General features: G+C 41.1%; 18 protein-coding genes. 6 read left to right on the top strand and 12 right to left on the bottom strand.

Annotation, left to right across the window (positions count from 1 at the left end):
- Positions 1 to 128: 128 nt before the first annotated feature.
- From ACRWP9_RS04975 to ACRWP9_RS04965, 3 genes are all read right to left on the bottom strand, one after another.
- Positions 129 to 707 carry a TIGR04211 family SH3 domain-containing protein gene (locus ACRWP9_RS04975; protein ID WP_434928185.1) on the bottom strand — a complete coding sequence of 193 codons (579 nt, stop codon included), beginning with the start codon at positions 705 to 707 and terminating at the stop codon, positions 129 to 131.
- A 132-nt stretch (positions 708 to 839) separates the two neighbouring features.
- Entirely contained in the window at positions 840 to 2,108 is a 1,269-nt protein-coding gene (locus tag ACRWP9_RS04970) for an inorganic phosphate transporter (RefSeq protein WP_226411331.1), read from the bottom strand.
- 24 nt (positions 2,109 to 2,132) lie between these two features.
- Positions 2,133 to 2,813: a TIGR00153 family protein gene (locus ACRWP9_RS04965; protein ID WP_434928183.1), complete on the bottom strand. Its 681-nt coding sequence runs from the start codon at positions 2,811 to 2,813 to the stop codon at positions 2,133 to 2,135.
- A 237-nt stretch (positions 2,814 to 3,050) separates the two neighbouring features.
- On the opposite strand from ACRWP9_RS04965, the gene ACRWP9_RS04960 reads away from it, so the two are divergent.
- The gene (locus ACRWP9_RS04960) at positions 3,051 to 4,157 is read left to right on the top strand and encodes an inorganic triphosphatase (protein ID WP_434928182.1); all 1,107 of its coding nucleotides are present in this window, start codon (positions 3,051 to 3,053) and stop codon (positions 4,155 to 4,157) included.
- Positions 4,158 to 4,253: 96 nt separating this feature from the next.
- On the opposite strand, the gene ACRWP9_RS04955 is transcribed toward ACRWP9_RS04960, so the two are convergent.
- Positions 4,254 to 5,462 carry a class I SAM-dependent methyltransferase gene (locus tag ACRWP9_RS04955; protein WP_434928181.1) on the bottom strand — a complete coding sequence of 403 codons (1,209 nt, stop codon included), beginning with the start codon at positions 5,460 to 5,462 and terminating at the stop codon, positions 4,254 to 4,256.
- A 467-nt stretch (positions 5,463 to 5,929) separates the two neighbouring features.
- Between ACRWP9_RS04955 and ACRWP9_RS04950 the strand changes: the two genes are divergently transcribed.
- Positions 5,930 to 7,063: a patatin-like phospholipase family protein gene (locus tag ACRWP9_RS04950; protein WP_434928179.1), complete on the top strand. Its 1,134-nt coding sequence runs from the start codon at positions 5,930 to 5,932 to the stop codon at positions 7,061 to 7,063.
- 56 nt (positions 7,064 to 7,119) lie between these two features.
- Here the strand turns inward: ACRWP9_RS04950 and ACRWP9_RS04945 are convergent, their stop codons facing one another.
- The 6 genes from ACRWP9_RS04945 to ACRWP9_RS04920 all read right to left on the bottom strand — a co-directional run bounded on the left by ACRWP9_RS04945 (position 7,120) and on the right by ACRWP9_RS04920 (position 14,999).
- Complete coding sequence (locus ACRWP9_RS04945) at positions 7,120 to 7,998, bottom strand: substrate-binding periplasmic protein (protein WP_434928178.1); 879 nt, start codon at positions 7,996 to 7,998, stop codon at positions 7,120 to 7,122.
- Positions 7,999 to 8,451: 453 nt separating this feature from the next.
- Positions 8,452 to 9,633 carry a serine hydrolase domain-containing protein gene (locus ACRWP9_RS04940; RefSeq protein WP_434928177.1) on the bottom strand — a complete coding sequence of 394 codons (1,182 nt, stop codon included), beginning with the start codon at positions 9,631 to 9,633 and terminating at the stop codon, positions 8,452 to 8,454.
- Between the two features lie 168 nt (positions 9,634 to 9,801).
- Positions 9,802 to 11,265, bottom strand: a complete 1,464-nt coding sequence (gene katB, locus ACRWP9_RS04935; protein ID WP_434928176.1) for a catalase KatB — start codon at positions 11,263 to 11,265, stop codon at positions 9,802 to 9,804.
- A gap of 248 nt (positions 11,266 to 11,513) precedes the next feature.
- On the bottom strand, positions 11,514 to 11,762 hold the full coding sequence (locus ACRWP9_RS04930; RefSeq protein WP_226411347.1) for a YgjV family protein: 249 nt from the start codon (positions 11,760 to 11,762) through the stop codon (positions 11,514 to 11,516).
- Between the two features lie 109 nt (positions 11,763 to 11,871).
- Positions 11,872 to 12,309 (bottom strand): PaaI family thioesterase, encoded by a 438-nt coding sequence (locus ACRWP9_RS04925; protein WP_434928174.1) that lies wholly within the window; start codon positions 12,307 to 12,309, stop codon positions 11,872 to 11,874.
- Between the two features lie 179 nt (positions 12,310 to 12,488).
- Positions 12,489 to 14,999 carry a S8 family serine peptidase gene (locus tag ACRWP9_RS04920; protein ID WP_434928173.1) on the bottom strand — a complete coding sequence of 837 codons (2,511 nt, stop codon included), beginning with the start codon at positions 14,997 to 14,999 and terminating at the stop codon, positions 12,489 to 12,491.
- A gap of 410 nt (positions 15,000 to 15,409) precedes the next feature.
- Between ACRWP9_RS04920 and ACRWP9_RS04915 the strand changes: the two genes are divergently transcribed.
- The gene (locus tag ACRWP9_RS04915; RefSeq protein WP_434928172.1) at positions 15,410 to 15,847 is read left to right on the top strand and encodes a curlin; all 438 of its coding nucleotides are present in this window, start codon (positions 15,410 to 15,412) and stop codon (positions 15,845 to 15,847) included.
- A 14-nt stretch (positions 15,848 to 15,861) separates the two neighbouring features.
- The gene (locus ACRWP9_RS04910; RefSeq protein ID WP_434928170.1) at positions 15,862 to 17,349 is read left to right on the top strand and encodes a curlin; all 1,488 of its coding nucleotides are present in this window, start codon (positions 15,862 to 15,864) and stop codon (positions 17,347 to 17,349) included.
- A 207-nt stretch (positions 17,350 to 17,556) separates the two neighbouring features.
- Here ACRWP9_RS04910 and ACRWP9_RS04905 read toward each other — a convergent pair whose 3' ends face one another.
- The gene (locus ACRWP9_RS04905; RefSeq protein WP_434928169.1) at positions 17,557 to 18,225 is read right to left on the bottom strand and encodes a response regulator transcription factor; all 669 of its coding nucleotides are present in this window, start codon (positions 18,223 to 18,225) and stop codon (positions 17,557 to 17,559) included.
- Between the two features lie 284 nt (positions 18,226 to 18,509).
- On the bottom strand, positions 18,510 to 19,103 hold the full coding sequence (locus tag ACRWP9_RS04900) for a DUF2238 domain-containing protein (protein ID WP_434928929.1): 594 nt from the start codon (positions 19,101 to 19,103) through the stop codon (positions 18,510 to 18,512).
- A 297-nt stretch (positions 19,104 to 19,400) separates the two neighbouring features.
- Here ACRWP9_RS04900 and serA point away from each other — a divergent pair, with 297 nt between their 5' ends.
- A complete protein-coding gene (gene serA / locus ACRWP9_RS04895; protein ID WP_434928167.1) occupies positions 19,401 to 20,630 on the top strand; it encodes a phosphoglycerate dehydrogenase in 1,230 nt (409 codons plus the stop codon).
- 143 nt (positions 20,631 to 20,773) lie between these two features.
- A complete protein-coding gene (ygfZ, locus tag ACRWP9_RS04890; protein WP_434928166.1) occupies positions 20,774 to 21,739 on the top strand; it encodes a tRNA-modifying protein YgfZ in 966 nt (321 codons plus the stop codon).
- The last annotated feature ends 226 nt before the right edge of the window (positions 21,740 to 21,965 follow it).

Here is a 21,965-nt window from a genome sequence, read left to right as displayed (position 1 = left end):
AACTTAATGATAATGTCAGGAACAAAATCTACTTATAATTATCAGTACCTTACAGTGCTAAAAAACAAAAAAGGCTAACACATGATATGTTAGCCTTTCTGTTTGAAATTTGATATATTGTCGACTAATTACATCCACCGACTCTTTTTACGCAGCTGAGGACGGGGTAAATACACTAAAATGATCCCAATTAGCGCACCAATACCAGCAATAATGCCACCTTGTTGCCACATCTGATATTGTTGATCTTGTTTAGTCGTATCTACTTTAGCTTGGGCGGTATCTCGTTCAGCTAAGGCTTTTTCTAAGGCAACTTGAAGCTCTGTCACTTTTTGCTTGGCTAACTCGAAGTCTTGACTAACATTATCGGTTCCCAATGAGATTTGATTAAGTTGCTCATTAACCTTAATAAGCTCTTGCTCAACCAGCGGAAAACGCTCTCTTAAACTAGGTTGTTCGGTAACAAACGCACTACGAACCCAGCCCTCACGGCCTTTATTATCGATAATTTGAGAATACTCACCCTCTGTCTTACCTAAAAACTGAATAGGCTGACCCGCTTCTACACTACCAATAATACGAAAATCAGTGCCGGGTCCACCGTGAATATAGGTAAACACATCATCTGAAATATAATGTGAAGACGTTTGAGCATTAACGCTCAACGACAACAATAACAAAGCAAAAAAATTAATGACTTTCAACACAGCCTTTTCCCTAACGCTATCAAATAGCAATCATGTTATTTATGTAATCCCATTAATGCTATTTACTTAATCCCATTAATGCAAGAAGGAAGTCATATGACTTCCTTCTTAAGTCGAGATTAACTTCTATTATTAACTAAAGATACTTTTAATTATGTAGAAGAACACGATAGATAGGCCTGCACCGGCTGGTAAAGTCACTACCCAAGATATTACGATGTTACGAACCACACCGATATTGATTGCAGCAATACCACGCGCCATTCCCACACCTAACACAGCACCCACTAAGGTTTGTGTTGTAGAAATAGGTAAACCTGTTCCTGAAGCAAGTACAACCGTTGAAGCTGCAGCTAACTCAGCAGCAAAACCACGACTCGGTGTTAAATGAGTAATGTTTTTACCGATAGTTTGCATTACGCGTTGGCCAAATATCGCTAAACCTAACACAATACCGACAGCACCTAGCGGAAGGATCCACCATGCTAAAACAGCTTGAGAACCAATAACACCGCCACTTTCAACAACTGACACCACAGCCGCTAATGGGCCAATAGCATTAGCTACATCGTTTGAACCATGGGCAAATGCCATGCAACATGCTGTAACAACCATCAAAATTGCGAACACTTTTTCAACGTTACCAAATTGTGTTTGGCGGTCCGCTTTCTCGCTCATTTTTAAACGAGAAATGGCAACTTTACCTAAAAGACCCACAACAACTGCTATAGCAGCAGCGAGTAAGTAAGCTTCTAAAGTAGAGAAATGTAAACCAACATGTTTTAAGCCTTTAGTGATAGTCACAAGTGACATCACAAAGCCAGCCAATGCCATATAAAACGGCACATAACGTTTGGCATTACCCAATGGATCTTCTGTATCAAAAATCAGTTTTTGCACACTTTGGAAGATGGTATAAGCAATGAAACCTGAAATAGCAGGAGTAACTACCCAAGAGCCTACGATTCCAACTACCTTACCCCAAGCAACTGCATCAACATTAACACCTACAGCAGCAAAACCAATAATAGCACCGATAATTGAGTGAGTGGTCGATACAGGCCAGCCTAAAGCTGATGCAACAACTAACCAAATACCCGCCGCAAGTAGTGAACCAATCATACCGTAAACGAGATACTCAGGCTGTTCGGTAAAGTAAGCAGCATCAATAATACCGTTTCGAATTGTACTGGTGACTTCTCCACCTGCCAAAAAAGCACCAGCAAATTCAAAAATCATTGCGATAATAATCGCTTGTTTAATCGTAATGGCATTAGAACCTACAGAAGTTCCCATTGCATTGGCAACATCATTTGCACCAATACCCCACGCCATCAGAAAACCAAATGTGGCCGCAAGCGCGATTAGCGTCGGGCCGTTGGTGATTAATACATCAACCATGTCTTTTCCTTGATAACCTTGTGATTAGTTACGAGCTAACATAACCTCTAGACGGGAGCCTACACGTTCAGCAATGTCAGCTAAACCACCCACCCACTCGATAATTTTGTATAAGAACATTACATCAACTGGATTCAATTCTGACTCAACAGCATACAGTTGACGACGAACCTGGATTTGAAGATCATCTGAATCTTCTTCAATTTTATCCAATTCGTTGATCATATTGGCAACCAACTTCACTTCACGACCACGAAAACCTGTTTCGAGTAAGTCATCAAGTTCATTAATTGCTTGTTTTGCTAACGCAACAGCATCAAGGCAACGCTTAAGGTAAGCATTGAACGACTCTTGTACTGGTTTAGGGAGGACTAATTGACGTCCGATGACACGGCCGGAAATGTCTTTTGCTGTGTTGGCGATTTTGTCTTGCTGAGTTAACAACTCAAGTAAGTCAGTGCGCTCAACCGGCATAAATAAGCCACCAGGCAGAGTTAAGCGGATTTCTCGCTTCAACGAATCAGCCTCTTTTTCAAGCAAGCTAATTTGTTTGCGAATTTTAACCGCTTCATCCCAACCTCCTGCCATTGTGGCGTCAAAGAAAGGAACAAGAAGGGCAGCACATTCATGAACTTTATCGATATGCTGTTCTAAAGGCTTTAAAGGTGATTTTGCAAATACACCTAAAATAGAGTTTACTGGCATTGCCGTTTACCTATTTAATTAATTCCAACTTGGAAAAGCGGGCGCATACTAACTCAAGCGTCCACATAAAGAAACAGTGTAGTTTCAATTTCGCACTACTGTGATTTACACTTGCAGCACAGAGTATAATTTATCTGAGCGGTGCAATCCTAAGGGATTTTTATTACAGAAATGTGACATTGTGAACTAAATATGACGCATTAATGAATATTTGATTACAAGGTGAGTAATAAGTCAATGAATGCTGAAATTGAGTTGAAACTGTTGGTGTCTCCCCAAGACCATGATTCATTAATAAAAAACCTTAATAAACTGCCTAATACATCTTACTGTAAAAGTGACTTTTTATTTAATCATTATTTCGATACTAGCACATTACAATTAGCACAATGGGATATGGGCTTGCGTGTCCGCGGCTCAAAAAACCATCAAGAGCAAACCCTTAAAACGGCAGGGAGTGTTATTAACGGCCTTCATAGTCGCCCTGAATATAATGTGTCGACCGCTGAAAAAACACCCAATCTTTTTTTATTTCCCGAACATATTTGGCCAGAAGGCGCCGCAATCGCTGAGCTAAACTCTGCGCTCATGGCTATTTTTGACACAAATTTTACACGAAAAACTTGGGTAGTAGCCATCAACCAAAGCACGATTGAGGTCGCGCTAGATAGTGGACAAGTCATTACCCCTAAAAATAACGGAGTAATAAGTGAACTGGAATTTGAATTGATAAAGGGTAACAGTGCAGATTTAATCTTATTAGGCTTAATTATGGTTGAGTATATTCCACTCAGATTAGGCCAGAAAAGTAAGGCATTAACAGGCTATTTATTATCAGGACGAGTCCCTATTAAGCTCAATACTAACTGGCCCACTGAACTAGATAACCTGAAAAGCTCAGCCCATATATCCCCAGAAGTACTTAAACCATTACTCAAAATGGGACTCACCCATTGGCTGCAACTAGAAAGCGCTTTGGAGTACATGGCTAACCTGATTGATAGCGAAAGTAATCCCCTAGATGAACTACACAACCAGCAATTAACCGACACCTCGACGAGAGCTGATCTTTACCTGAGTACCTTTGAGCAACTATTACGCTGCATAATGCTGATTAGCCACGCTATGCTGCAACATAAAGTGTGCAGTGAGCAATTAAAGCAAGATACTCAACCGTTAACGGCACTTATTAACAGTCTAATTATCGATTTAACAGCAATACCAAACTGCACGCCACAATTACCAAATCAAGCTCACTCATCTTTAGCCTGTATAGAAAATCTTTGGCAACTTAAAAGCTACGGTAAACTGCAACTCACCTTGATGCAGTACCTCACATGCTAAAACTTAACTTTCGAGAGCTAGGTCCAATACTTAAATTTAAAACAACTTAAACACATTCAGTTTAAATCTAAGCCGCTTAAATAATATCGTTTTAGTCTAACCTAGCAAGGTTTCTAAGCATTGCTCTTCAATGCCATAAAAAGCTTTAATGTCGGCAATTTGTTGCAATATAGCGCTGTTATCGCGAGCTTGGGTGCGTTTTTGAGCCAAAATCATTTTATTTTTGCTGGTGTGTTCAAGTGAAATAAACTCAAATACTTGAGTATCATAACCGTGGGCTTCAAGCAGTAATGCGCGCAGGCCATCGGTGACCATTTCAGCTTCTTGGCCTAAATGAATACCATGCTGTAATAACGGTGCTAGCAAAGTCGGACTTTTCATTTGTGGGCGGATTTGTTTGTGACAACACGGCGAGCACATAATAATTTCCGCGCCAGTTTGAATCCCCATATGCAAAGCATAATCAGTGGCAACATCACAGGCATGTAAGGCTATCATGATGTTAATCCCCTGGGCTTTAAAGTGTTGCACATCGCCCTGCTCAAACTTAATCCCAGTTAACGCTAGCTTAGTCGCGGTTTGATTGCATAAATCAACCAGCCCTTGACGAAGTTCTACACCGGTAACTTGAGTGCTCACCTGTAGTTTGTCGATAAAATAGTCGTGCACAGCAAAGGTTAAATACGCCTTACCTGAACCAAAATCGGCAATGTGCACTTCACTATTGTTGGCTAGACCTGTGTTATCAATAGCACGTGACAACACTTCAATAAATTTATTAATTTGCTTCCACTTACGCGACATAGCAGGAATAATTTCGCCACTGGCATCAGTAATACCTAACTCGCGCAAATAAGGACGGTCTTGTTCAACAAAACGTTTTTTAGCACGGTTATGCGGCGCGGCTTCACTATTAATTGCGGCATCGACCTCACCAGCTTTAGGCACATTTTTATTGCGGTATTTATTGATCAATACCTTGCCTTTCTTGCTGATACTCAGTTGAACCTCCCACTCTTGGGTGATCAAATGTGCATTTTGAAATTCGCTTTCGAGCCATTGTTGACACAAAGTTTCAACCTCAGCCAGTTCAACATTTTTAGTAATGTGATTGGTACGGTATTCATATAAACAAGACAGCAACCGTAGGCCTTTTAGCTCCACTGGACGCATAGCAATACGCTTAAGTTCTTTATTGTCGCCACAGTATTTTGAAAACACTAAACGTTGCAGCGTATTATCAGCTAAAGCACTGGTACATTGTTGCACAAAGCCATTAAGTTCGAGGGTATTGACGTTCGACATTGAAATCTCGTTTACAGTAAATAATTTAAAGCTGCGCAGCACGCAAAGGGTGATAAATAACCACTCACAGCCTATTCAGGTGCTCTATTCTACACCATCTAGCGAATACCACTCTCCTCTTGATGATATTTGTCTGAGTAAGTTAAATCATTTCCCCAGAACCAAGTCCAAAACACATTTAACCACTTAATCTATCAGCAGCAAGCTGCCAGCTAAAAAACCAGCGACCTCAATGCCAACAACGTGCTTTAAATCAATAAGACAAAATACATGATAAGGCGCCGATTTAATCAGCATATTTTATTGTTAAAATTATGCAAACAATCTTATATAACCTGTAACTTGTTCTATGCTTACAAGGTACTAGAACGGATAACTAGGTGAATCTAGGTCATATGGGACATGACTATTAATAAGCACATGTAATAACCATTTCATGAAGATAATAACTCAAAAGAGATCTTACTATGACCAAACGAGCCTTAGTGTTATCCGGTGGCGGTGCTAGAGGTGCTTATCAGGTCGGTGTACTTAAGGCGATAGCTGATTTACACAACAAAAATGCGCACAACCCTTTCTCAATTATTAGCGGGACGTCATCGGGTGCAATTAATGCCGTAGGTCTGGCGGCTTCAGCTAACAATTTTCGTCTTGCGGTAAAAAAGGTTGAATATTTTTGGCAGCACATAACAGTAGATCGGGTTTATAAAGCGGGGGCATGGGATCTGCTCAAAAGTGGCGGCACCCTATTATCGTCCATGCTAAATCAAGGCATTGGCATGAATCGTCCGTTGGCTTTTTTAAATAATGACCCCTTAAGGGCCTTACTCGCGCACACAATACAATTTAAAAATATACAAAAACGTATTGATGCCGGTTATTTGGATGCTGTCGCTATTAACGCCACAGGATACACATCAGGAGAGTCGGTCAGTTTTTTCCAAGGTAAATCAGACATCAAAGGCTGGCGCAAAGGCCGCAGAGTGGGGGTGCCAACACGATTAGCAGTTCAACATCTTATGGCTTCATCTGCCATTCCTACAATATTTCCCGCTGAGAAGGTTAGCCGAGAATATTTTGGCGATGGTGCCTTAAGACAACTAGCGCCACTGAGTCCTGTACTTAAATTTGGTGCAGATAAAATCTTGGTCATAGGGGTTAGTGGTAACGCGGGAGTCATTCCCAAACGTGAAACCACCACCCATTCGCCTTCGCTTGCACAAATGGTAGGGCACTTATTTAATAGCGCCTTTGTCGATAGCTTAGAGCATGATGTGGATATCATGCTAAGGATGAACGATCTGATTCGAATCACTCAAAATCAAGTTGCCTACACTGAGCAAGGTGAAGTTCGGGCAGTTAATTTGTTAGCGCTAAACCCTAGAATGGAATTCGATAAAGTCGCCGCTAAGCACGTGCACACCATGCCATTTGCCATGCGATCCTTGATGAAAACCACAGGCGCGACGGGTAAGGGAGGCGGCGCTAGTTTTGCCAGTTACTTGCTGTTTGAACCCGGATTTTGTAGCGAACTGATTAGCAAAGGCTATCAGGATGCTATGGAGGAAGAAGCCGCTATTAGAGAGTTTTTTCTTGATTAACAGCCCAACTAATTAAAATCATCCGACCATTAATGTAAAAAAAACCATGATTGAGATTATTCCTCGGTATACCGATTAGCACCGATCTTTTGTTGATGCTTGTTGAGTAATTTAGCCAATTCGCCACTGCTTTCCATTTTACGCACTGAGGCATTAAAAAGGCTAAGGATCATGTCTTGATGTAATGACTTTCTTGATACCAGCATATGAAAACTTTCTTTTACATTGTTGGGTGTTGGCCTAGACACCAAGTCTGGCGGAATAAGGTCATGTTGTTTCAGGGCTAAGGTGCCATAAAATGACTCCTTACGGTCAAGAAAGAATTTACAGCGATTTTTCTTGAGCATGTCTGACAAATGGCTCATGTAGGGAGTCTCTATTAGGCCTAAGTGTGGCGGCCAGCCAAACTGTACATAATTAAAGCCCTTTATTCCACATACCTGACCGTACTTCGACAGGTCTTCCAATTTTTCAATGATAGGTTCTGAGATAAAGCTACTTTTAAGGTAAAAGTAGCTTGGCGTGAGATAATAATAGGCTTCGGAGGCACGAAAATCGATTTCTCGTTTGGCATTGAGCGATGCACTCATGGCTGCATCAATCGAACCATTACGCAAAGAATGCAAACATCGCACCCAAGGACGTACCTGAATTTCATATTCAAAAGCTGTTGAGGAAAAAACTAAAGCTAATAATTCAATGTCATAACCATCACTTACAGCAGTAGGTTTACCATTTTCTCGAATAAAATAATTAAAAGGTGGAAATTCAGTATCTTCTATACAAAATTTTAATACCGTAGATGATTGTGATTTTGTTTGCTTAGCCAATACTGTTGGGGTCGAAAATAAGCTTAATAAACAAACGACTGACAATACCAACAATAATCGTGCTAGCAATCCTTTGACCAAATGAAAAAATAATAAAAGCTGCATATCACCTCGGTGCGGGTAAAACGCTAAATATCCTTATTCTGCTTAAAGTATAGCGCCTGAAATCAATTACCATTATTAGCAATAGTCACTAAAGCATAGTTGAGTATTTAATATTTATCCTACAAAGTTGGTGGTATATCCAGTACTGCTTTCTTCCTCGTTCTGCTCGCTAAATGCCAATTGCAACAATCACACTAATCACACTCACCATAAAATGGAAATTTTGGCACTACCAATTGGTAATATTAGTCATCTATAGTATCGGCCGTCTTCAAAGCAACAGCGCTCTAAAGAATCTAAGCACATAAATTTAAACCAATTTAATACCCAAACAATCGGTTTAGGGGTAGCAATGTTTAACACTAAAACTCCGTTAAGAGGCTTGTTGGAATGCAACCAAAGTGACATAAGAACGGCATGGATACGGCTGCAGAACATATTAGATAGCTAAATTCACTCAGACAATATTGGATGTGACTTTTTGGTGAGCTGTAAATTGCTCCGAATGGCTTGGCGTATCTGGGTGTGAAGTTCAAAAACGCGGCTAAGATCATTTAGATTTAAGGATAGGTTTTCTAACATGACCAGATCAAGATTAAACTCAGGGTAATGAAGTGACATAGACATATATCCAGGTAAGTAGCCTGTATGGCTGTATTCTGTGATGCCATCTTCTGTATTGATTCTAAGCCCATAGCCATAACTCATATTCGGCCATAAAAATTTAATACGGGTATGAGAGCGTGTCATAAGATCATAGCTTTTAGGGCTGATAAGCTTTCCTGAGTGTAATTGATGCTGAAATTCGGCAAACGCAGCTGCAGATGCAATCAATCCTCCAGCGGGAAGTAATGATGCGTCAATAACCAGATTTGCAGGCGCAATAACATCCGATTCATTCAAGCCTATAGCCAGCGAAGCCAGGTTTTGTCGAATGGTTTCAATACTGCCTACTTGCGCATAAAGTCCGTTGAGCTTGTTAACCTGTGAAAATTGAGCAATCTGCATAGCAAATGATTGTTGATTTACCTTTTCGAGCAGTTGACCTAAAAGCGCATAACCAAAGTTGGAGTATTCAAATTTGCTCCCTGGCTCAAATCGATTGGGCTTGCCGAGTTCATCCACTCCCGATGTGTGGCTAAGCAGATGGTGTATGGTAATTCTTTCATCATATTGGTTGGAAAGAAATGAAGATGCACTTTTATCGGAATTCGTCTCAATGCCATGTTGGAGCTTACTTTTATCCAGTGTTACATGGTCAAAAAGATAACGATTAAGTGAGTGATTTAAGTCGAGCTTGCCAGCATCAACCGCTTGCAATACCAAAGTTGCGGTGATTTGTTTAGAGAGTGATGCCATAACGAAGCTTGACGCTTGATGAATGCCCTCACCTTTTTGCAGTTCGAAAACTGGTATGCCATTTTCGAGTAACATGACGCTGCCACTGAATGGCTGTAATGAATCATTTATAGCGGCTTGGATTAAGATATTGATATCTTGTGGTTTTGGTACTGTTTTAATGCTTGCATCTTTAGAAAGATTATCGCCTTGTAACAAGGAGGTATTGCTATAGCTGTAACCACTTAGTAATAACAAAACACTGAACAGAATTGTAGCGACTGCGCGAAGATTCATGGGTTATCCTTAACTTTAATAGCAATAATGAATTTATTTTCTAAGGGTGCAAGCTTTGCACAACCTAGTTGCATGAATAACAAACCGCACACGCTAAAAAGGACTGAATAATTTCAGTCCTTTTTATGTACCAATATAAATGCCATCAGCACTAACTTAACGGGTTTGCTATAAGCCTAATGCCTTTGCAATGCGCTGGCCATAATTATCATCTGCTTGGCTAAAATGTGCGACCATTTTTTGCTGCACATCTAGGCTTGCTTGAATAAGCGATCCGCTAATGGTGTTAATTAAGCGCTGCTTTTCATCCGCTGAGAACATGCGATACAAATTACCCGCCTGACTAAAATCATCTTGGTTGTAACGACTATATCGCGCTGCTTCTCCGTCTAAACGCAGTGGTGGCTCAGCAAAATTAGTCACTTCCTGCAATGGTGTTGTCGAGGTATTCGGACCATAGTTAGCGCTCGCATCACCACCGGTTTGGCTGCCATTAAATGGACATTGAGTTCCCGCCATTGCCCCACCACGTTGATGATGGTTGGCTTTAGCTGCATGCGGACAGTTAACCGGTAACTGATTATAGTTTGCCCCAATGCGATAACGTTGGGCATCGGCATAGGCAAACAAGCGCGCTTGCAACATCTTATCTGGCGATGCGCCGACACCAGGCACTAAGTTACTTGGCGATAGCGCCACTTGTTCCACTTCGGCAAAGTAGTTTTCTGGCATGCGGTTCAGCTCAAGTTCACCTATTTCAATCAATGGATAATCAGAGTGCGGCCATACTTTGGTTAAATCGAACGGATTAATAGCATAAGTATTGGCTTCAGCCTCTGGCATAATTTGCACATTAACCGCCCATTTGGGGAAGTTTTTGTCAGCGAGTGCGGCAACCATGTCACGTTGTGAAGAATCAGGATCAATTCCCTTTAGCTTATCTGCTTGCTCATTGGTTAAATTAACTACGCCTTGTTGAGACTTGAAGTGAAACTTAACCCAAAAGCGCTCACCTTTGGCATTCCAAAGTGAAAATGTGTGTGACCCATAGCCGTGCATTTGACGATAATTTGCAGGAATGCCTCGATCAGACATTAATATGGTGACTTGATGCATAGCTTCTGGGTTTTGCGCCCAAAAATCCCACATGGCTTGTGGATCTTTTAGGTTAGTTTGTGGGTGACGTTTTTGAGTATGGATAAAATCTGGAAACTTAATACCATCACGTAAAAAGAATGTCGGGGTATTATTACCCACAATGTCATGATTACCGCGAGCGGTATAAAAACGTAATCCAAAACCGCGAGGATCACGTTCTGCATCTGCTGATCCCATTTCGCCACCTACGGTAGAGAAGCGCACAAAAGTTTCTGTTTGCTTACCCACACCGTTAAAATGATCTGCTATGGTGTAGTCACTTAAATCTTTAGTCAGCGTAAAAACGCCATAAACACCTGTACCTTTAGCATGTACGATACGCTCAGGAATACGCTCGCGATTAAAGTGCGCCAGCTTTTCAATCAAATGCCAATCTTGCAGTAAAAGAGGCCCTCTTTCACCTGCTGAAAGAGAGTTTTGATCATCAGCTATTGGTGCACCATTTTGACTGGTTAAATAATTTACATTGCTCATTTATATTCCCCTAATTACTTTCAAGTAACCACTGTTCGATTAAGTCGTAAACGGTTGCCATTGTGTTTCCCTCGGCTGTCGTTATCGTATAAAGCGATAATATAGAATAATGGTAAACAATAAAAACGATTAAAATAGATAGTAACAATCGATTATGATAATCAGGAGAGTATATAAGAAAGTAAGAACCGATTAAAAATGCAATAAAAAGCCGAAGCATGCTTCGGCGTTGTCGCAAAATAACAAGGTTATTCTGAAGATGGTTCCGCTGCAGGCTCGCGATACAATTTTACTAAATAATAAGCATCAATTAACACAATGAAAAAATTCACTAACGCGACTGGAATAGCATCAATCGCTAAACCATAGGCAACAAATAACGCTGCGCCGACTAAGTTCCACCAGCGAAGTTTTTTTATATTCGCCATCATTAAGGATATCGCCACCACTACCGAAGCAAGATACCCCACCCATTCCCAAACTGTTGCTGTATCCATATTTATTCCCCTATCACGCTGTTTTATTGAGTATAGTCTGGGTCTGTGGATCTTCCATGCTAAAATTCATCTCAACATACCTACAGATTTTAGCTCAATATGATGAGGTCTAACGTTCAACAACCGCAGCTGTCATCCGTGAGATACAACATAAATCATTAGCACTGTTATGGATTAAAATTTCCCACACTGAACTGCGTTTGCCTATATGAACTGGCTTTGCTGTGGCAGTTAATGTGCCATTGCGAGAGGCTTTTAGATGGTTTGCATTAATTTCCTGGCCAACACAATAGAACTTGGTGAAATCAACAACAAAGTTTGCTGCATAACTGGCAACGGTTTCAGCAAGCGCGATGTTTGCACCACCATGCACTATACCAAGTGGGTTGTGTACACTAGGGTCGGCGGGCATAGTGGCCTTAAGATAGTCATCACCAATTTCGGTAATTTTAATCCCTAGGGTTTGCATCAGTGTACCTTTGCCATTCATCCCTGTATCTAAGCGCTCGCAATCTGCAAGTGTTACTTCTCTAAACCAAATACTCATTGAATACATCCAGTTAACAATTGTTTTTCCAGTGTACTGTGAGATGGTATCAGAAGAAATAATTAACTGGTAAATTGCGCTTTATAATTCATATACTGTATTACTCGCAATAAAAAAGGGAGCAGAAATGCTCCCTAATTATCTTTTACATTAAGTAAGTTAACTCAATTTTTTATCACTTAAAACTGTGCTACAAAAGAATCTGAACACAAGGCGCTCGATGCTTGACAGATTTTGTATGTTACCGAGCTTGCCGTTGTACTGAAACGGTCACGGTAACGCCCATCGTTATCTGTGGTAGTAATCATCTCATCATCACGATACACATCGACAGTTCCACCAACAGCCCCGTCCCAACTCAGGTCAACAAGTGCACTACCACGGCGTGAGACTAATACCCGAGAAACATAGGCTTCAATACTGTGTGCAAACACTTCGACATCCATCATGGTGGCGTTAGTATTTCCTTCAGCATCAGTTACCGTCAAGCTCACTGTGTAAACACCTGCTGCGGCATAGCTGTACACAGGATTTGCATCAGCTGAGATTGAACCGTCACCAAAGTCCCAGGAATAGGTAGTTATGTCATTATTGGCATCTGAACTCGTGTCAGTAAAGCTGACATTTAATCCATCAATCACATATTCAAATCCTGCAACAGGGGCAGCTGGAGCTGAGTCACCTAAACCCGAAATGGTGAGCCCCCAACTATTCAGTGTCCCCGTATCTGCGCCAACATTATCAGACACAGATAATGTCCAATCGCCCATGGCCATTTCACCGTTAAATGCACTTAAATCCCATGATTTAACAATATTATCAGCACTGCCGCCATCACGATTATGCAGAACAGCTTCAGTCCCGTTGGGCGATGTTAAAGTAACAATTAAATCGCCTATCCAAGTATGAGAGATATCAACATTTGCCGCTAATCCAAAAACTGCAATATCATCAGCAACATTAATTGTGCTACTAATACCTCCGGCATTGTTATCAGGAATATCCACTGGAGAATTATTGCTATAAGGGAAATCACTCAGCCCTTGTGGATAAACGGCTAGTGCTACTGATTTGGTTTTAACAGTTGCACCATCATCTCCTGTTACCGTAATAACGTAATCACCCCAGGCTGCATTTGCTTCAGTTACTACATCAACAGTAAAGTCATCACCAGCACCAACTGATGCGCTTGATAAGCTCACGCCATTTAAGCTTGGTGATACATCAACCGTCAATGCGACATTGCCGTTCCAACCAGCTACGCTGCCTAGACTAAAATCATAACTTACTGCACTGCCCGCTTCCACTTCTTGTGATGCGGGTGAAGCAGTAAAGCGATAACCTGGTGCTGGGTTTGCTTGGTCAAGGGCTGATGCCACATTTAAACGCGTACCAGCTACTGTTAGTCCTGTTAATGACGCATTAGAATCACCCGATGCCATCAGTAACTCTTTCATTTCTTCCGCGCTAAGATCTGGATTAAGTGGCCACACCAAAGCCGCCGCACCTGTAACATGGGGCGTTGCCATTGATGTACCAGAATAAGTATCATAACTGCCACCAGGTACTGTGGACAAGATAGCCGAACCAGGAGCGCCCATATCAACGCTGGTTAAACCCCATTGAGAAAAGCCTGACATATTGTCATTGCGATCAGTACTGGCAATGGCCATTATGGCATCTAAATCGTAACTTGCTGGATAACTAGGTGTAACATCATTATCGTATGCGTCATTACCCGCTGCTGCTAAGAACAAAATTCCTGCATCACCTGCTGAATCTATAGAATCTTTAAGCGCTTGGCTAAAGCCACCACCGCCCCATGAATTGTTTGTCGCTTTAACATCGACACCATGGTTTAGCTTGAGATTTGTCATGTAATCAATACAGGCAATTGCGGCTGCAGTTGTACCTGAACCACTTGCATCTAAGAACTGACAACCAATAATACTAACATCCCAGTTAACGCCAACGACACCTACACCATTGTTACCTTTAGCGCCAATAGTGCCCGAAACATGTGTACCGTGGCCATTGCCATCCATTGGATCACCAGTATTGGCATTTGCGTTATAGCCGTGAATATCATCAATAACACCATTACCATCATCATCGATACCATTACCAGCGATTTCACCTGGGTTTACCCACATATTCGCTTGCAAATCAGGATGATTATAATCCACCCCAGTATCAATTACGCCAACAACCACATTACGGTCACCCGTTGACGTATTCCAGGCTAACACGGCATCAATATCTGCACCGGCTAATCCACCGGATTGGCCGGTATTATGTAAGCCCCAAAGGTCAACAAAACTTGGGTCATCGGGAACACCTATTGCGCGGACAATGTAGTTTGGCTCGGCATATTTAACCGCCGGATGTTTGCTGATCATTTTGATCGCTTGCTCAACATTAGCACCATTTCTTAGACTTAAACGAGCCAACTTTCCATTCAAAAGGTGACTGAATTTATCATCCACCCCGTCTGCATTGATGTCTTTAATGGTTGCGCCAACAAGCTTTTGCGCTGACGAACGTTCAAATTTAGTTACATTGTCTTTATACACCACCAAGATGGTATCTTGCTGGTAAGTCACTGCTTGCTTAGCCATCACTGGCACTGCGGAAGTCATTGCCATTGCAGACGCTATGGCTAATGCAACAGGTGTTATTTTAATCGACATATACTGGTTTCATATCATCCTTTTTGATTCCAGAACCGGTACTGCTGAATATATCAAAAGAGTGTCTTTTGACTTATCAAGGACATATTCATCCGGCAATTTTATTACCTACAGATTGTTGCCACAATGTAATAGCTTTGGGAAGAATGACTTAGATAATTACCACTTTACTACTAAGTCACTTAACCTAACCCATTAGAATGAGTTTTACGAAAAACGCAACCTAAACCGCTGTAAATAAATGAAAATAAAAATTTAATTTTATAATAAACTGCATTTTACATCCGCAAATTAATACTCTTTAGTCCAATTGTGAGGCAATTGTTAACCCCGTAAGTTGGTCGAGTTAATTTGGCTCTACCTAATGAGTCATTGCCGAAATGTTTCACGTAATGCAAAGGAGTGTGATCATGCAGATTTCAATGGCAAAAACATTGTGCATCGCCCTCCTGCTGCCAAGCTTTGTATTAACCGCTTATGCTCAAGAGATTAAATCAGAACAACTTGATCTAAATTTACCTATCACATTGCAAGCGCTGTTAGAAAATAATGATCGTGGCGACATGATCAATATCATCCAACAGGGCATGCTAAACCAAGCCAGTGTTATACAGGCAGGAGAACTTAACCAGGCTTCTATTTTGCAGCTAGGAGAAGGGAATCAGGCTTATATTGCCCAATATGGTGTGAATAATGAAGTCGAGCTGTTGCAAGCAGGTGAAAACAATAATGCTTCGGTTACCCAAACAGGAAACGATAATCGAGTGCAGTTAAACCAACTAGGAAGTGCAAATTTCTCAATTGAACAGATTGCAGATGGTGCTGCAATCACAATTACGCAATATTAAACAGGGAGCGTCATATGAAATCGCAAACAACTAAAACCTTACTAGCTTTAGCCATTGCAGCAGGTCTGTCTTCACAAGCTTTTGCCAGTGATGAAAGCAGTATTAACATTATGCAGAACGGTGCTGGCCAGGATGTAAAATCTGAGCAAACAGGTTCTCTAAATGTATCTGATGTTAGTCAAACTGGTAACGATCAAAGCGCGAGCATTGCTCAAGATGGTGTGTGGTTAGAGTCTTACGTGACGTCAGTTGGAGATGAAAATGAAGTTGAAGTTAATCAAACTGCTGACTGGCATATTTCTAATGTTGCCTTAGAAGGCGATGAGAACTTCACTAAAGTCATTCAAGATGGTTTTTTCAACCAAAGTGATGTGCAAATTACAGGTAATGTCAACAATGTCGATGTTGAACAAGTAGGTGAATTGAATGAAAGTATTGTTGAATTACTTGGCGATAACAATAGCAGCAAAATTAGCCAGCAAGGTGATAACAACTATGGCGTCTTTCGCGTTCAAGGCAATGATAACGATGGTGATACAACCCAAATTGGCAACGGCAACCAAGCAGGTTTAATTGCATTAGATTTAACTCCTAATGTAGGCAATAACAACGATGTGACCACTTATCAAGAAGGCGACAGCAACTTAGCTGCCGTTCGTGGCATTTTAGGTAATAACAACACTGTTGATATTGAACAGGTTGGCAATCTAAATACCGGTTTTGTTTACTCACTTTCAGGTTCAGATAACGATATTAATATTGAACAAGAAGGTGACAATAATAATGCCGTACTAGAGTTCACTACTGGTAACGATAATGATATGGAGATTGATCAAAAAGGCCAAAACAACACTGTTGGAGAAACATTTGTAGCGGCTGTAAATGGTTCTGACAACATTATCGATATTGAGCAACATGGTGACAATAACCTAACTGAATTTGAAGTTATTGGCGATCAAAATGATGCTGATCTAGAGCAGGAAGGTGATAATAACTATGCTGCATTCGGTGCTTACGGCGATGATAACCATTTCAATCTTTCATCGGATGGAAATCAAAACACCATAGAAGCATTAGCAGATGGTAATGATAATTTAATTGATATCGATCAAGAGGGTGATATTAACTTTGGCCATGTTGATATTCTCGGCAATGATAACAAAGTGGATGTTGAACAAGATGGCACTGATAATGAAGCCATAGTCTCTGTTCTAGGCGATCTTAATACTCAAGTGGATGTCACTCAAGTGGGTGATCTCAACCTGGTTGATTTACTGGTTATGGGCAATGAAAACTTAGTTGATATCATGCAATCAGGTAATGGTAACTGGGTGGGTGGTGAATCGAGTGGAGCTTTCACTGTAGAGGGTGATAACAACAGCTTCATGGTGACACAAACGGGTAATGATAACCTAGTGACAGGCTCGCAAACTGGTTTTGATAACACGATTAATGTCTCACAAACAGGTGATTTCAACAGCGCGTTAGTCATTCAAAACTAAACTATAGATATAACGTGTAATAAATCACACTAAAATGCAAAAAGGGAGCAATTATATTGCTCCCTTTTATTTACCGTTACTCATTGAGTTCACTCCAATATCTCAATTAATCCTACTGAAACCTAACCGACTAAATTAACTAAGCCAACTCAATAACCCAGCAAACTCAATCAGCTACATAAACGCCAAAAGGCAGCCTTAACGGTCCTAACTTACCAATTCAAAATGGGTTTGATAAGTTTGCGCCCAGCGTAATAGTTCAACTCTGTTTCGGGATTGTGTTTTACGAAAAACAGAAGAGATATGGGCTTTTACAGTGTGCTCACTAATGCATAAGCGATGGGCAATTTCTTTATTCCTAGCACCACTAGACACTAGCTGAATAATGGTCCTTTCTCGATTAGTCAGCATTTGTAACATGGCAACCGTATCTGCAGGGATTTCGTTATTATTATCAAGTTTTTGAACTAAACGTCTAAAAATTTTACTGATCAATGGTCTGTCGTACCAAAGCTCATCAGATACCATCTTACGTAAACCAGTTAACATTAAGTCCATTCGTTGATCTGAATATAGCAGTCCACGCACCCCCAGCAATAATGCAGTCTCTTGATCTAATGAGCCGCGTTCTACTTGATATAAGGCTACGGGGACATGATTAACAATACGCGATACTAATAGAGGAATACCTTTGCTATCAAGGGCTGCGCCTTTTTGAGCCACAAGGTAAAAACTATTAGACTTTTTTTCGAACTCTAATTCAGCAGCACTCTTGACGATGCGTGTCTTTAGGCCTATCGATTCAGCAAGAATAGCTAAATGACAAGGTGCCGATAATTGGTGTAAAAAAACCAATTCATATGTATTGGAACTCATCACTCTTCTCCCTGAAAAGTTTAATTTGTTCAAGTGCTCCTAAGTATGAGGTTTAACCACATCATCAATAAGCCAAAGTGCTTAATACTTGAACATCATCCTGTGTTTGATTTTATACCTAAATCTTACCTTGAAGCCAGATACAATTGCTCATAAACGCCTAGAAGTAAGGTAAATGGATAAACTGAGTAATAAGGGTAGTAGAAATTAACTAGAACAAAGAGAAAGTTTATCAGTCAAAAGTATTAATCGTATTTTTGACTGATAAATCATAAAGTTTTTAACTAGGGCTTAATAGCGACATTTAAATTTTGAATTTGTCGATTATGCAGACTAGTTAATAAGACTAATCCACAAATACCGCCAATCAAGGCTAAAAACATGTCAGACTGGGTATCCCATACATAGCCTTGAGTGCCTAAAAAGGCTTCGGCATTTTCACCCGTTGCGGCGGCAACCCACCATTCTATTAGTTCATAGAATGCAGAGAACGCTAATACAAAACATACCGACAAAAACTGGCACCAAGCTCCCAACTGAAGTACTCCGTTACGCAACATTATTTCTCTGGCGACAATAACAGGCACAAAACCTTGGGCAAAATGACCGACTTTGTCATAATTATTGCGCTCACTGCCCATCACTTGCGCTAACCAATCAAATAACGGTACTTCAGCATAGGTATATCTGGCCCCAACCATTAACACTATGCAATGGAATAAAATCAACCAATAGGCCAACGAGGTTAACGGGAAGCGGTTTCGAGTAAAAAATAACAGTGGTAACGCGATTAAAGCGGGTATCGCTTCTAACCACCAAGTGAACATATCTTTGGGATCACTCACGGACCAAAGTAGCACCGCGACATAAATTACCATCCATATAACTTTATTCAGCAATGTAAATTCCTCTTATTCGATATTGTTCTAGAATTAGAATATTAACTTTAGCCATCTAGCCCTCCACAACTGGCCAAAAAAGTGCTACTTTGACTAGGCGCTGGAAGTCGCAAATTATTCCCAAAGTAGAATTGACCTTATTGGCCGTTTCTAAGGTTAGTAACTTGACGTCACTTGGGAACAGATATCAAGCATAAACTAATTGATATTATAAGCATAAGTACTAATTTAACTAGGTACTAAATCAGCAATTATACATTAGAGGGTACCCATATCATGGCGAAACATTCGCTTGACAAGGATAAGATAAAAATCCTGCTGTTGGAGGGCGTCCACCAAAGTGCGGTAGATGTACTAGAAAGAGCAGGCTATACCAACATTGAATATCACAAAGCCTCACTAGGCGAAAGTGAGTTATTGGAGTCCATCAAGGATGCCCATTTCGTTGGTTTACGCTCGCGCACTCAATTAACTGCTGAAGTACTTAGCCATGCAGAGAAGCTGGTTGCCATTGGCTGTTTTTGTATTGGAACCAACCAAGTTGATCTTGCCGCAGCTGAAAAACTCGGTGTGCCTGTTTTCAACGCGCCATTCTCTAATACCCGCAGTGTGGCAGAATTAGTCATTGGTGAAATCATCATGCTAATGCGCGGCATTCCACAACGTAACGCTCAATGTCACCGTGGTGGCTGGCTAAAAAGTGCCAATGGCAGTGTCGAAGTTCGTGGTAAAACACTAGGCGTCATTGGTTACGGCCATATTGGTACTCAGCTCGGTATTTTGGCTGAAACCTTAGGTATGCGCGTCATTTTCTTTGATATTGAAGATAAATTACCACTAGGAAATGCCTCACAAATTCACAGCCTAGAAACATTACTGGCCACAGCTGATGTTGTAAGCTTACATGTTCCTGAAACGCCACAAACCAAAGATATGTTTGGTGAAAAAGAATTCAGCCAAATGCGCAAAGGCAGTTTCTTCATCAATGCTTCTCGCGGCACAGTGGTTGATATCGATGCACTTGCAGAGGCAGTTAAATCTGAGCAGATTGCAGGCGCGGCTATCGATGTATTCCCCGTTGAGCCTAAATCAAATGACGATGAATTTGTTAGCCCACTTCGTGGCCTAGACAATGTGATACTGACACCGCATATTGGTGGCAGCACCGCTGAAGCTCAAGAAAACATTGGTATTGAAGTGGCAGGCAAGCTAGCTAAATACTCTGATAATGGTTCTACTGTATCTGCCGTTAACTTCCCTGAAGTATCACTAGCGCAACACGCTGGCGCCTCACGTTTACTGCATATTCACCACAACCGTCCTGGTGTGTTGATCAAAATTAACCAAGCGTTTTCAGCTAAAGGTATCAACATTGCTGCTCAGTATCTGCAAACTACCGCTGAAATTGGTTACGTGGTAATGGAAGTCGATTCTGATCAAGCTGAAGAAGCCTTAGGTGAACTGAAACTGATTGAAGGCACAATTCGTACCCGCGTATTGTTTTAATATCGGTAGCGTCAGATCACAGTAACAATAAAACGACTATTTATCATATTTAGATAGTCGTTTTTTATTGCCTTGCCCCTTTAGAGTCCCCACCGATTGGGCTACACTGCTGGCATTATGTTGCTGTATTACAGGAAAATCCTATGAGCCTTTCAATAAGTCAACCAGATTGGGCCCCCACCCAAGACACACCTGCAATAATGCTAGCTAACCTGAATCATTTAGGTCTTATAGAAGTAACGGGGGAGCAAGGTCGCAGTTTTATTCATGGCCAGGTAACAACTGATATTACCTCACTTACCGCAGACCAATGGCGCTGGGGCGCGCACTGTGATGCCAAAGGTAAAATGTTAGCCAGTTTCCGCGCTTTTGCATTACAAGACAGCTTATTTATGCTGATGCCCACCAGCGCATTAGCGATTGATTTACCCCAGTTAAAAAAATATTCAGTATTTAGTAAAGCAGAGTTAGTTGATGCATCAGCTAACTGGCAATTAATCGGTATTGCAGGCAGCGATGCCAACACTTTTGTAAAACAACATTTTGCCGAAGTTAGCCCTGAAACTGCAAGTGAAGTCACTGTGGTTGATGGTGGTTTGCTGCTTAAAGATGGCCAGCGTTTCATCGCCATGTTAAGCCCAGAAAAAGCCCAAGCTATTTATGCAGACCAAACCTTATACAGCGCCGCGGCATGGCAAGCATTAGAAATCAAAGCAGGTTACCCTAATATTCCAGGCATACATGCCAACCAATACGTGCCGCAAATGTGCAATGTGCAGTCAATTAATGGCATCAGCTTTACCAAAGGCTGTTACATGGGGCAAGAAACCATCGCCCGTATGAAGTATCGTGGTGGTAACAAACGCGCACTTTATATCTTATCTGGCACCAGTAGCCAAACGTTAACCGAAGAAACCGCATTAGAAATAGCCCTTGAAGGCGGCTATCGCCGTGGCGGCGCTATCATTGAGTTTGTTCAGCAAGGCGACCAAGTATTGCTAACGGCTGTGCTAGCCAATAACACTGAAGCAGATGCGATTTTGCGTATTGCTGGTGATGAAGAATCTGCTTTAACGATTATGCCGTTACCTTATTCGCTAGAAAATTAGGCCGAATGGTTTAATACTCTAGCTGAATAATGAAGTAGAGCCCGAAAATAGCGACTTGATTAAAACAGTGTAACAGGCACTTTTACTGATTAAGTCGCTTTTAAATTAGCGGAAGCAAACTTTACCTAGGTAGAGAGCAATCTAATTTGTGGTCATTTAAACGACGTTTTTTACCTACTAAAATCAAGGGGATTTAGCCATATCTTCAGGCCGGTTCTGGGCCTTG

The sequence above is a fragment of the Shewanella sp. HL-SH2 genome (assembly GCF_051164935.1).
Lineage (GTDB): Bacteria > Pseudomonadota > Gammaproteobacteria > Enterobacterales > Shewanellaceae > Shewanella > Shewanella glacialimarina.
The sequence above is the reverse complement of the archived record's forward strand: the minus strand, read 5'-3'. Positions and strand labels throughout refer to the sequence as shown.